The 13,214-nt window shown below is 55.0% G+C and carries 9 protein-coding genes; 6 read left to right on the forward strand and 3 right to left on the reverse strand.

What is annotated here, in order from left to right; all coding sequences use genetic code 11:
- Nucleotides 1-84: 84 nt before the first annotated feature.
- From NXS97_RS22900 to NXS97_RS22910, 3 genes are all read left to right on the forward strand, one after another.
- On the forward strand, nucleotides 85-2,115 hold the full coding sequence (locus tag NXS97_RS22900; RefSeq protein ID WP_014593861.1) for a choline transporter: 2,031 nt from the start codon (nucleotides 85-87) through the stop codon (nucleotides 2,113-2,115).
- 131 nt (nucleotides 2,116-2,246) lie between these two features.
- The gene (locus NXS97_RS22905; protein WP_019105112.1) at nucleotides 2,247-3,614 is read left to right on the forward strand and encodes an MFS transporter; all 1,368 of its coding nucleotides are present in this window, start codon (nucleotides 2,247-2,249) and stop codon (nucleotides 3,612-3,614) included.
- Between the two features lie 96 nt (nucleotides 3,615-3,710).
- The gene (locus NXS97_RS22910) at nucleotides 3,711-3,929 is read left to right on the forward strand and encodes a DUF1272 domain-containing protein (RefSeq protein WP_013026040.1); all 219 of its coding nucleotides are present in this window, start codon (nucleotides 3,711-3,713) and stop codon (nucleotides 3,927-3,929) included.
- 146 nt (nucleotides 3,930-4,075) lie between these two features.
- Here the strand turns inward: NXS97_RS22910 and rsmF are convergent, their stop codons facing one another.
- From rsmF to yebS, 3 genes are all read right to left on the reverse strand, one after another.
- Nucleotides 4,076-5,503, reverse strand: coding sequence for a 16S rRNA (cytosine(1407)-C(5))-methyltransferase RsmF (rsmF, locus tag NXS97_RS22915; RefSeq protein ID WP_181416448.1), 1,428 nt, complete (start codon nucleotides 5,501-5,503; stop codon nucleotides 4,076-4,078).
- 77 nt (nucleotides 5,504-5,580) lie between these two features.
- Nucleotides 5,581-8,220 (reverse strand): PqiB family protein, encoded by a 2,640-nt coding sequence (locus NXS97_RS22920; RefSeq protein ID WP_015700191.1) that lies wholly within the window; start codon nucleotides 8,218-8,220, stop codon nucleotides 5,581-5,583.
- Nucleotides 8,189-9,433 (reverse strand): membrane integrity lipid transport subunit YebS, encoded by a 1,245-nt coding sequence (gene yebS, locus NXS97_RS22925; protein ID WP_013026037.1) that lies wholly within the window; start codon nucleotides 9,431-9,433, stop codon nucleotides 8,189-8,191. The genes NXS97_RS22920 and yebS overlap by 32 nt, the downstream gene beginning before the upstream one ends.
- A gap of 211 nt (nucleotides 9,434-9,644) precedes the next feature.
- Between yebS and NXS97_RS22930 the strand changes: the two genes are divergently transcribed.
- From NXS97_RS22930 to prc, 3 genes are all read left to right on the forward strand, one after another.
- The gene (locus NXS97_RS22930) at nucleotides 9,645-10,145 is read left to right on the forward strand and encodes a GAF domain-containing protein (protein WP_013026036.1); all 501 of its coding nucleotides are present in this window, start codon (nucleotides 9,645-9,647) and stop codon (nucleotides 10,143-10,145) included.
- A gap of 96 nt (nucleotides 10,146-10,241) precedes the next feature.
- Nucleotides 10,242-10,943, forward strand: coding sequence for an RNA chaperone ProQ (proQ, locus tag NXS97_RS22935; protein ID WP_013026035.1), 702 nt, complete (start codon nucleotides 10,242-10,244; stop codon nucleotides 10,941-10,943).
- A 19-nt stretch (nucleotides 10,944-10,962) separates the two neighbouring features.
- Complete coding sequence (prc, locus tag NXS97_RS22940; RefSeq protein WP_014605697.1) at nucleotides 10,963-13,008, forward strand: carboxy terminal-processing peptidase; 2,046 nt, start codon at nucleotides 10,963-10,965, stop codon at nucleotides 13,006-13,008.
- Nucleotides 13,009-13,214: the final 206 nt, after the last annotated feature.

Below are 13,214 nucleotides of genomic sequence, written 5' to 3' on the forward strand. Positions count from 1 at the left end.
AAAAACACACGACGCCGGGACGCCGGATTATCCAAACAGGATGATCCCTTGCAAAATTTACACGCCAACAACCAGAGGTAAACGATGACGAGTCCACCTAGTAGTGAAAAAGACAGAATCAATCCTGTAGTGTTTTATACATCGGCGGGATTGATTCTGACCTTTTCACTCATCACCATTTTGTTCAGTAATGAAGCCGCAGGCTGGATCCTCAAGGCAGTCAACTGGGTATCTTCCGCGTTCGGCTGGTATTACATGCTGGCGGCCACGCTCTACATTGTGTTTGTGATTTACATGGCCTGTTCCCGTTTCGGCTCAATCAAGCTGGGGCCGGAGCAGTCAAAGCCAGAGTTTAGTGTACTGAGCTGGTCGGCGATGCTGTTTGCTGCCGGTATCGGTATCGACCTGATGTTTTTCTCGGTAGCCGAACCTGTTTCGCAATATATGCAGCCGCCGGAAGGTGCAGGGCAGACCATGGAGGCGGCCCGCCAGGCGATGGTCTGGACGCTGTTCCATTACGGCTTAACCGGGTGGTCAATGTATGCCTTGATGGGGATTGCGCTTGGCTACTTCAGCTACCGGTATAATCTGCCGCTCACCATTCGTTCGGCGCTGTATCCCATTTTTGGCAAGCGCATCAACGGGCCGATTGGGCACACGGTTGATATCGCCGCCGTTATCGGCACGATTTTCGGTATCGCCACCACGCTTGGCATCGGTGTTGTGCAGCTCAATTACGGGCTGAAAGTGTTGTTTGATATTCCGGAAGGGTTAACTGCCCAGACCGCGCTGATCGTTTTATCGGTGGTTATCGCCACCATTTCAGTGACCTCCGGTGTGGACAAAGGTATCCGTATTCTGTCGGAACTGAATGTCGCCCTGGCGCTCTGCCTGATTCTGTTTGTTCTGTTTGCAGGCAACACCAGTTTCCTGCTGAATGCGCTGGTGCTTAACGTGGGAGACTACATCAACCGCTTTATGGGCATGACGCTGAACACCTTTGCCTTTGACCGGCCAACGCAGTGGATGAACAGCTGGACGCTGTTTTTCTGGGCCTGGTGGGTTGCCTGGTCGCCGTTCGTCGGCCTGTTCCTGGCGCGTATCTCTCGCGGCCGTACCATCCGTGAATTCGTTCTTGGTACGCTGGTGATTCCTTTTACCTTTACGCTGCTGTGGCTGTCCGTATTCGGTAACGCGGCCCTGTATGAAATTATTCACGGCGACGCCGGTTTTGCACAGGAAGTCATGACGCACGCCGAACGTGGCTTCTACAGCCTGCTGGCGCAGTATCCGGCGTTTAAGCTGAGCGCATCGGTCGCCACCATTACCGGCATGTTGTTCTACGTCACCTCAGCGGATTCCGGATCGCTGGTGTTAGGTAACTTCACCTCAAAGTTGAAAGACATTAACAGTGATGCCCCCAACTGGCTGCGTATTTTCTGGTCGGTAGCCATCGGTGTCCTGACGTTAAGTATGCTGATGACCAACGGCATTACCGCGCTGCAAAACACGACGGTTATCATGGGGCTGCCATTTAGCTTCGTGATCTTCTTTGTGATGGCGGGGTTGTATAAATCACTTAAGGTTGAAGATTACCGCCGCGCCAGTGCTTCACGTGAAACTGCACCCTATCTGGCCCATGCGACCGATCGTCTGACCTGGAAAAAACGCCTGTCGCGCCTGATGAACTATCCTGGCTCGCGTTACACGCTGAAGATGATGGAAGAAACCCTCTTCCCCGCCATGCAGGAAGTGGCGAAAGAGCTGGAGCTGCGCGGGGCTAAGGTTACGCTGGACAGGGTTGCGGCCAATGACGAACATCCCCTGGGTTATCTGGACCTGCGGGTGCAGCTGGGCGAGGAGCAGGATTTCCTCTATCAGGTCTGGCCTCAGCAGTACTCTATACCGGGCTTTACCTACCGCGCGCGTAGCGGAAAATCGACCTATTACCGGCTGGAAACCTTCCTGCTGGAAGGCAGTCAGGGCAATGACCTGATGGACTACAGCAAAGAACAGGTGATTATTGATATCCTCGATCAATACGAACGCCATCTTAACTTTATCCATCTTCATCGTGAGGCACCGGGAAACAGTATTACCTTCCCTAACGCCTGAGTCAGCAGCCCGTAAGCCATGCGGTTTACGGGCTTTTTTTATAGTCGGAATTGTCCCGACCTAAACCGTGACAAAATCAACTATGGTTAACTCTGACAGGACACCGACCAACGGGGTAGACAGGGAGTCTTATGCGAAAAATACTCAGAACATTTCTGCCGCTTTATACCACGACGCTGTTAATGCTGCTGGGTTCGGGCTTGCTGACCACCTATGTGTCACTTCGCCTGGCGCATGAAGCGGTAAACGGTGCCTTAATCGGCGCGATTATTGCCGCCTATTACATTGGCCTGGTGATTGGTGGAAAAGTGGGACACAACCTGATTGCCCGCGTCGGCCATATTCGCGCTTACGTCGCCTGCGCCGGGATTATCACAGCCTCGGTAATAGGGCACGGGCTGACGGACTTTATACCGCTGTGGGTTTTCCTGCGTCTGATTATCGGCCTGTGCATGATGTGTCAGTACATGGTGCTGGAGAGCTGGCTCAATGACCAGGCGGAATCTTCCCAGCGCGGCCTGATTTTTGGCTTCTATATGGTGGCGACCTACCTTGGCTTAAGCAGCGGTCAGGTGGTCCTGACGCTGCAAAGCGGGTTTGGTATTAACACGCTCCTGATCGTGGCGCTCTGCTTTGCGCTTTGTCTGGTGCCCATTGCGCTGACGACGCGCACGCACGTCCGGCCCATGTCGCCTGCACCGATGGAGCTGGGCTATTTTATTCGCACCATTCCTAAGTTGCTCAGTACCACCCTGTTAACCGGCATGGTGGTCGGCGCGTTCTATGGTCTGGCGCCGGTCTATGCCAGCAGCAAAGGGTTCAGCGACGCGCAGACCGGTATCTTTATGAGCCTGACCATCTTCGCCGGACTCGTCTCGCAGTTTCCGCTCAGCTGGCTGTCCGATCGCTATGACCGCCAGCGACTGCTGTTTTATATCTCACTGGTTTTGATGCTGGCCTGTTTGCCGCTGGTCTTGCTGCCAAATCTTCCCTTTAACTGGGTACTGGGTATCGCGTTTGTCGCCAGCATGGTGCAGTTTGCGCTTTATCCTTTACAGGTTGCCCTGGCTAACGATCAGGTGGCTGCCGAGCAGCGCGTTTCCCTGACGGCCTGTCTGCTGATGGCATTTGGCATCGGGGCCAGCATCGGTCCCTTACTGGTGGGTACATTGATGCAGCCCTTCGGCAGCAACCTGCTCTATCTGTTCTTCACCCTGTGTACGCTGCTGATTGCCGCACTGAGCTTCATGAAAACGCCGCAGCCGTTACCCACCACCGAAGTACCCCTGCCGCACGTGGTGTTGCCAGACAGCCTGGCGACATCGCCCTTAGGCGCGGCGCTTAATCCGGTGCTGGAAGACGAGGCGATTCAGGCGGCGATGGTCAACAGTGATGAGATAAACGAGGACGAGGAAGGCGGCGAAGATGATGGCGGGGACGAGAATGATGACGACCCTGGCACGAATAAGACGCTGACTCAGTCATCTCCGCCCCGATGAACAACGGCCCTGAACGTGCCGCTGGCACGATGAAAATCCTCGACAAGGTGCGCGGGTTTTGTCACGCTGAAAGCCGAAATCGCCGAGGAAGATGCCATGCTGGAACTGCGCCCTAACTGTGAACGCTGTGATATTGATTTGCCTGCGGCATCCCACGATGCGCGCATCTGTTCGTTCGAGTGCACGTTTTGCGCCGCCTGCGCTGAGCAGCACCTTAAAGGGCGGTGTCCGAACTGTGGCGGTGAACTGGTCCGGCGTCCTGTCCGGCCTGCCGCTAAGCTGCTGACGCACCCTGCCAAAACGCGTCCCGCCTGAGGTCATGACATCACAACGCCGGCTTCTGCCGGCGTTCTTCCGTTCTCATTACCGCCTGTCGTGCCCGCTTACCTCCCCGAATCACCCCTTTGCAAGGTGAAAATGGAATGATTTCGTGACAGTGTCACTAAGGGCGAGTGGGGCAGTTACCGGAACAGCCTGCCGTCGCGTACCAACTCGCGCGGATAGCTGTTTTTAATACGGCTGCCAACACGTTTAGCCAGCCCGAGCGGCTGATCCTGATAGGTCACTATCATTTCATCCCGCGTGGGGACGCTTTCAGGATAAATATCGCGACCGCGATACCACTCTTCAGCTTCAGCTTCGTTTAGCGCAAACGTCTGATCGGGGCGCGGGGAGGCAAGGGCAATGACGGCCTCGTGTTGCCAGCGATAGCCTTTCGCAAAGGTTTCGGCCAGCTTCAGGCCAATCCGCGAGAAACGGACCTTACCTAACAGCGGTGTCACACCGGCCGGGAACAGCCAGATCTCCTTATCGCGCTGCCAGAGCTGAAGGTTGTCATCCCACTGAATCGCCACCTGCGCCGCCGACGCTACAATCTCGCTTTCCAGTTTGCGACTGACGTGGCTGAACGGCAGCTTACCCACTTTATAGGTCGGTTCAGGTAGCCGTGTGACAGAGGCGGTTTTACGCAAGCAGGCGACAAAGAACCCTTCGCTGTCGAACAGGTGCGGGAAAACGTGAAGATAACCTTCAGGCGTCGCTGCCCGCTCCGCCCCGGCAAATAACCCATTCAATGGGGCGATTTCAACGGCGTCCGGATAGCGCGCCAGCAGCCAGGCGACAACCTGTTGGTTCTCAATCTGATTAAGTGTGCAGGTAGAGTAAACCAGCTTACCGCCGGGCTTGAGGGCGTGGAACGCGCTTTCGATAAGGTCGCGCTGAGTCTGCGCGATAGTCTGCGTGCTGGTCAGCGACCAGTTTTTCAGGGCATCAGCATCTTTACGCATGACGCCTTCACCCGAACAGGGCGCGTCCAGCAAAATGGCATCAAACTGTTCCGGCAGCGCAGGCCCAAAGACGCGAGCATCAAAGTGGGTCAGGGCGCTGTTGGTTACGCCGCAACGGGTTATGTTGGCATGAAGCACTTTGACCCGGCTGGCGGAAAACTCGTTGGCCAGAATAACGCCCCGGTTGTGCATGCAGGCGGCAATCTGGGTGGTCTTGGAGCCGGGGGCAGCAGCCATATCCATGACGCTCATGGCATCGGGCTGGGCCGCAAACAGTGCTGTCACCGGCAGCATTGAGCTGGCTTCCTGGATATAAAACAGGCCGCTCAGATGCTCCGCAACGCTGCCCAGCGGCAGGCTTTCGTCCTCGCGATTTATCCAGAATCCTTCCGCACACCAGGGAACCGGCGTCAACTGCCAGCCGTAATGCGCGGTTTGTGTCAGAAAGTCACTAACGCCGATCTTTAAGGTGTTAACGCGCAGGCTGCGACGTAATGGCTGCAGGCTGATGTCAATAAACTGCTGCAGGTCAGTATCATCGGGCAAGCTCTGGCGTATCAGATCGAGGAATTCGGCAGGGAAGCGTGAGGCGGAGTCGGACACGGATAAGTTCTCTTTGAGGCAAAGGCGGCAGTGTAGCACGCCAAAAGAAAACGGGCAGCCTGGGCTGCCCGTATGGCTTAAGGTTGATTCGGGTCGGGGATCGCCGTTCCCCAGTTACGCCAGTCTTTAGGCGGTTCATCCTGCAGCAGGAAGTGTTTGTTTGACGTTGCCTGAGGTGCCAGCGGCACGGTCGGCGGCGTAGCAAACTGAATACCGCCACGGATAAACTGCTGGAAGGTGCCGGTTTTCACCACGCCGCCAATCAGGCCAAAGTCCAGGTTATAGCCCGAGGCCAGCCAGAACACCGAATTGTTGCGGACCAGGTGCTGGTATTTCTTACTGATACGCAGCGCGATTTGTACGCGGTCTGCCATATTCCCCAGCGATGTACCGGTCACCGTGCCCACTTCTACCCCGCGGAACAGCACCGGCGTACCCAGCGACAGGGAACCCGCTTCGGTCGCATCCACATAGATGTTCAGGCCGTTAAGGTAACGTGAATCCGTGATGGTGCTTTCCTGCAGCTCAAAGGTGCGCGCGCCACGGCCTTTACCCGGATCGACGTTGACATAAGGCTGGAGGATCGTTTCCAGATGATTTACACCTGCGGCAGAAATTTCTGGCGATACCACCGAGAAACGGCTGTCGACGCGGGCAAAACTCTGCACATATTCAGGGTAGAGTACGGCCTTCGCCACCACCTGATTGTTGTCATCGCTCAGCGACAGCGACTCGATTTGTCCCACGTTGATACCGAGGTAACGAATTGGCATGCCGGCGGACAGCTTGCTGGCGTCATAGGTATGTAACGTAATCTGGCTGCCCACGGCCCGTGCAGCCGTTTCAGACGGATAAAGCACGCGCTTCGCGCCTTTATCAATTTTCGCGCCCGTCAGGTTGTCGAAGCTAATGGCGCCTTTCAACGCCCGGTTTAGCGGCGAGGCCTGCACGGTTAACCCACTGCCGTTAAGCTGAACGCGTGCGCCGCCTTCTGCCCAGAACACACTTTCAGCAGAGAGCAGTTTGCGGTATTCCGGTTTGATGTGGACCGCGATATCAAACGCATCAGCGCGCGGGGTGACTTGCGTAATTTCACCGACCTGGAATTTACGATAGAGCACAATTGAGCCGGCCTGAACGTCTGGCAGGCTTTTCGCCGTCAGCATCAGCGTGGTGGATGGGCCATCGCCGGTAATGCCTTCTTCCGCGCGTTCAGCATCGGCAAAGAGGGGATAGGCCGTCTTAGGTGCGCCTTGTTTACCCGGCTCCAGACGAATACCGCCATCGACCCACTCGCGGGCGCTGGCGCCCAGCACCTGCATGCCATCCAGGCCGAATTTCACGTCAAGGCGACTGTTCACAATGAATTTACTGTCGCCGTGGACCAGTTGGCGCTGGTCAGGATTGACCGCGACAACAAAATTAACGCCGTTTGCATCCAGATCCCGGGAAATTACCTGACCAATTTTTAGTCCGTGCAACATCAGGGGTTGGCCGGCATCGATGCCGTAGCTTTCGGGGGCGCTCAGTTTCACGGTGAGAACATTGGGTTGCTGCAGCAGCGTTTTATTGGGTGCGACCACCGTAAAATGCTGCTGCGGTGCACCATCGCCAGGCACCAGCTCAAAGGTGTTACCGGTCAGCAGGCTGCTCAGGCTGGTATCCGTGAGGCTGAGTTTGGGGCTGCGCATCTCAATACGCGTGCCTTCACGCATCAGCCCCACGACTGAGGGATCGATCGTCATCTCACCGGTCACTTTACCGCCATCCTGCAGGTTCAGCTTGGTCAGGGTGCCGACTTCTAAGCCCTGATACATCAGCGGTGTACGGTTGGCTGAGAGATTATCCCCGCTGGGCAGATCCAGCGATATCAGCACGCCACGCTGGCTGTGAGCCAGGTCGGGATAGAGCTGATAGTTCTGATCGGTTTTGGCGGCTTCCGCGCCCTCAGGCGAGTCAAAGGCGATAGCGCCGTTGACTAAGGCTGACAGGCTTTCTAGCTGTACTCTGGCCCCGCTCAGGCTGACGTCTGCATTCATTCCTGACACATTCCAGAAGCGGCTGCTGGTTTTCACCAGGTTCACGAAGCGCCGCTCAATCAGGACGTCAATCGACACGCCGTTGTTCTGATTGTTAATGCTGTAATCGTAGACACGGCCCACCGGGATTTTGCGGTAATACACTAACGAGCCGGTGTTCAACGAGCCGAGGTCGGATGAATGCAGGTGAATCATGAGCTCACCGGTATTCACGCGGTATTTCGGTTGGGTATCCAGCGCGGTAAAGGTGTCACTTTCTTTACCATCGCCTGGCATCATGCCGATGTAGTTCCCCCCCACCAGCGCATCCAGACCGGAAACCCCCGCCAGTGAGGCTTTTGGCGTGACCAGCCAGAACTGCGTATTTTCACGCAGCGCATCGCGCATGTCGCTCTTAATGCTGGCCTTGATCTGAATCTTTTTGTAGTCGTCGCTAAGATTGATGCCCTGCACAGTACCGACTTCCACGCCCTGATAGCGGATAGGCGTGCGGCCGGGCACGATGCCATCGGCCGTCTGGAAATTGATGGTGATGGTCGTGCCGCGCTCTTGAAAATTGGTCCAAAGCAGCCAGCCCGCAATCAGCATTGCGATAATGGGCAGAAGCCAAAAAGGTGAAATTTTACGCTTGTTGCGCAGCGTAGCATTAGTCGGTGTAGTCGGCGTTTCCTGTTGCATGTGCATCCCAGAGCAGGCGGCTATCCAGCCACTCAACGGCCATAATGGTCAGGATCACTGCCGCGCCAAAATAAAACGCAGCGGGTCCCATGGTAAAAGCCAGTAGTTGATCGCGATTGACCAACGACATGGTTAGTGAAATGACAAACAGATCCAGCATAGACCAGCGTCCAACCCAGGTCACAAAACGTAGCAGACGAATGCGGGTTTTCAGGCCCTGTTCGCAGCGGAAATGGATACTGAGCAGCAGCGCCAGCATCACCAGCACTTTGGTGAAGGGAACCAGAATACTGGCGATAAACACCACGGCTGCGACGGGCACGTTACCGGATGCCAGAGACAGGATGCCGGAGAAGATCGTGTCTTCACGGCGCGATCCGTTCAGGTACACCACCGAAATCGGCAACAGATTGGCGGGAATCAGCAGCACAATTGACGCGATAAGGGCGGCCCAGGACTTTTGTAAGCTGTGGCGGCGCCGAAAATCAAGCGGCGTATGACAGCGCGCGCAGCGGCCGCGGGCGTCAGGAATATCGGTGTAGTGGCAGTTAAGGCAGACCTGAAGATCGTCACGCCGCGTCACCTGGTGCGACTGGGGATAAAAGTGCTCCCAAAGCTGCTCCATGTTCAGATGAATCAACGTAATGACGCTCAGCACGGTTAGCGCCACATAGGCGACCAGCCCATAGCCTAATTCGAGGTCGGCGTAATCCTGGACTTTTATGGAGGCGACGGCGATGCCAATCAAAAAAATATCCAGCATCACCCACTCTTTGAGCTTATCGAGCATCAGCAGCACCGGGCGCAGATTCATCCCTAAACGCTCACCCAGGGCCAGATAGCCAATGCCTGCCACCAGCGTCACCGGCGCGCCGATAGTACAGAACGCCACCATCGAGGCGGTCAGGACATTGCCCTGTAGCGTCATCTGAACGATACCTTCCAGTACGCTGGCGTCAATGCGCATGCCCAGCAGGCGAATGTCGATAAGCGGCATGCTAAAAGCAAAAGGCATCAGCACCAGCATCGTGGCCGCCATCGCCAGCAGACGTGTCATTGACCAGTCGCGGCCGCTCACAATTTGCGCGTTGCAGCGGGGACAGTGGGCTGACTGATACGATTTCACATCTGGTAAGGAAAAAAGGGTATCGCATTGCGGACAACGCTGATAACGTGCCTGAGGCAATGTCTGGCTGATAGCGTGAATTTTCATAAATTAGTGCATGTTTCGCTTATTGTGATTAACGCAAAGGGTCAGTAAGACATCGCCTGGGTACCTGTCTCGGGTATCACGCTTCGATCCACAGAATGTTAAGGTTATAGTAACTAACGCTATGATTCACCTTATGGCTATGGATTTTTAGTGCTTATTTTTAACAAGCGGAGTGGTTAGCCGCTCGGATGTCACTGGTAACGGTTGAATAATGAACAAAACTGCCTTTTACGCCGATTTAGATCGCGATATGCGCGCCTTACTGGCGGGAGAAACGGCGTTCCTCGCTGCAATGGGTAATTTTAGCGCGCTGTTGTATGAACGTCTCGAAGGCGTGAACTGGGCAGGTTTCTACCTGCTAACGGAAGCCGATACGCTGGTTCTGGGCCCGTTCCAGGGGAAAATCGCCTGCGTGCGCATTCCCGTGGGCAAAGGGGTTTGCGGCACCGCACTGGCGCAACAACAGGTGCAGCGTGTTGATGATGTCCATGCTTTCCCTGGCCATATCGCCTGCGATGCCGCCAGTAATGCAGAAATTGTGATTCCTCTGAAAATAAACGGTCAGGTTGTCGGCGTACTGGATATCGACAGTGTGGAATACAATCGCTTTGATAGTGAAGATGAAAAAGGGCTGGTCGCCTTGACTAACGGGCTTTGCGACGTGCTCGCGAACAGTGACTTAGAAAAATATTTGCAGCTGACGCGTAGCTAATCGACTGGATTGCATGGCATTTGGCGATGTTGTCATTATAATGTCGCCTGTTCATGCCTGCTCTGGTCGGCAAACCCGTAGTAATCAGGAAATTTCATGGAAAATCAACCTAAGTTGAATAGCAGTAAAGAAGTCATTAGCTTTCTGGCGGAGCGCTTTCCGCACTGCTTTAGCGCTGAAGGCGAAGCGCGTCCGCTCAAAATCGGTATCTTTCAGGATCTGGTAGAGCGCGTTCAGGGCGAAATGAACCTGAGCAAGACGCAGTTGCGTTCGGCCTTGCGTCTTTATACCTCTAGCTGGCGCTATCTGTACGGTATCAAAGCGGGTGCCACCCGTGTGGATCTCGATGGAAACCCCTGTGGTGTTCTTGATGAGCAGCACGTGGAGCATGCCCGTAAGCAACTCGAAGATGCCAAAGCGCGTGTTCAGGCACAGCGCGACCAGCAGCGAGCCGCTCGTCGCGAAGCCGGTGAAGGCGAAGAGGGTGCCAGCGCACCACGTCGCCCACGCAAGCCTGCTCCGCGTAAACCGGCAGAAGGTGAGGCCGCGCGTAAGCCGCGTCCACAGTCTGCTGAGCGTCCTACTGCATCGCAGAATCGCAAACCGGCACCACGCCCGGAGCAGCAGGCTAAACCCATCACTGATACCTCAACTTTGCAACCCGGCCAGAGTATTAAAGTTAAAGCAGGCAAAAGTGCGATGGACGCAACCGTTCTGGAAGTGTCGAAAGACGGCGTCCGGGTACAGCTCGCTTCCGGCATGGCAATGATTGTGCGCGCAGAACATTTGCAGTTCTGAAACGGAGGCTGACCCCGGCATGAACACCCTTTTAAAAGTTGGATTGATTGCGGGCCTGCTGTTGTCAGGCCCTTCCTTTGCGGCCGAGAACATTACACGTGCCGATCAAATTCCACAGCTGCATGAAGATCCGCAGGATGCGACGGTAAGCGAGCGCGTGACGTCGCGTTTTACCCGTTCTCACTATCGTCAGTTCGATCTTGACGGCGCCTTCTCGGCCAAGATTTTTGACCGCTATCTCAATATGCTCGACTACAGCCACAACGTGTTGCTGGCGTCGGACGTTGCACAGTTTGCCAGCAAGAAGACCCAACTGGGTGATGAGCTGCGTAGCGGTAAGCTGGATATTTTTTACGATCTTTATAATCTGGCGCAAAAACGCCGCTTTGAGCGCTATCAGTATGCGCTTACGGTGCTGGCGCGTCCGATGAACTTTACCGGCAATGACACCATCGATATTGACCGTTCTAAAGCGCCTTGGCCGAAAGACCAGAGTGAGTTGAATGCGCTGTGGGACGCCAAGGTCAAATACGATGAGCTGAGCCTTAAACTCGCCGGTAAAGACGAAAAAGAAATCCGTGAAGTGCTGACCAAACGTTATAACTTTGCCATCCGTCGTCTGGCGCAAAGCAACAGTGAAGATGTATTCCAGCTGGCAATGAACGCTTTTGCCCACGAAATCGATCCGCATACCAACTACCTTTCACCGCGTAATACGGAGCAGTTCAACACCGAAATGAGCCTGTCGCTCGAAGGGATTGGTGCCGTGTTGCAGATGGATGATGACTATACCGTTATCAACTCTATGGTGGCCGGTGGTCCGGCGGCGAAAAGTAAAGCGATCACCGTTGGCGACCGCATCGTCGGCGTCGGTGAGCCTGGCAAGCCAATGGAAGACGTTATCGGCTGGCGCCTGGATGATGTGGTCGCCAAAATCAAAGGGCCGAAAGGCAGCAAGGTTCGCCTTGAGATTCTGCCTGCTGGCAAAGGCACTAAGACCCGTATTGTGACCTTAACGCGTGAGAAAATCCGTCTGGAAGATCGCGCGGTTAAAATGAGCATTCACACTGTCGGTAAAGAAAAAGTCGGCGTGCTCGATATTCCTGGCTTCTACGTTGGCCTGACCGATGATGTCAAAGTGCAGTTGCAGAAGCTGCAAAAGCAGAACGTTGACAGCATCGTCATCGATCTGCGCACCAACGGCGGCGGCGCACTGACCGAGGCGGTTTCGCTTTCTGGCTTGTTTATTCCAAGTGGCCCGGTTGTTCAGGTCCGTGATAACAATGGCCACGTGCGTCAGGATAGCGACAACGACGGCATCGTTTATTACAAAGGCCCGCTGGTGGTGCTGGTTGACCGCTTCAGTGCTTCTGCATCAGAAATTTTTGCAGCGGCAATGCAGGATTATGGTCGTGCGCTGATCGTCGGCGAGCCCACCTTTGGTAAAGGCACCGTTCAACAGTACCGGTCACTGAACCGCATTTACGATCAGATGCTGCGTCCGGAATGGCCTGCGCTGGGTTCGGTGCAGTATACGATTCAGAAGTTTTATCGTATCAATGGCGGCAGTACGCAGCGCAAAGGCGTGACGCCGGACCTGTTGATGCCAACCGGTGTTGAAGCGGCGGAAACGGGCGAGAAGTTCGAGGACAATGCGTTACCGTGGGACAGCATTACGGCCGCGACCTACACCCGCACAGGTGATGTCAAGGCGCTGGCGCCACAGCTGACCAAAGAGCACGATGAGCGCATCGCTAAGGATCGCGAGTTCCAGTACATCATGAAGGACATCGCCCGTTTTAACGCCATGAAAGACAAGCGCAACATTGTGTCGCTCAATCTTGCCCAGCGCGAGAAAGAGAACCACGAGGAAGATGCGCTACGTCTGGAACGCATTAACGCGCGCTATCAGGCTGAAGGTAAAAAGCCGCTGAAGAGCCTTGATGATTTGCCGAAAGACTATAAAGAGCCCGATCCTTATCTGGATGAAACGGTAAAAATTGCCAATGACCTGGCGCAGCTGGAAAAATCCTCACCTGAGGCACCGGCAGCCAAAACTAACTAACGGCATAACCCGGGTTACCCAAGCACCGCCCAGCGCGGTGCTTTTTTTTATCATTAATTTGGCAGTGATAAGCGTCGTTAATGTGTTCGTCTGAGCGGTTTCCGAGAGGTTGCGCGAAAGGTTGTGTCATATTGTAAAGTTATGTCTTTTTAGACACTTAAACGTTAAGGTCGCTTGAAAACCCGCACAATGCTCATAGGATATGT

Source organism: Pantoea sp. B623 (assembly GCF_024814475.1).
Classification (GTDB): domain Bacteria; phylum Pseudomonadota; class Gammaproteobacteria; order Enterobacterales; family Enterobacteriaceae; genus Pantoea; species Pantoea ananatis.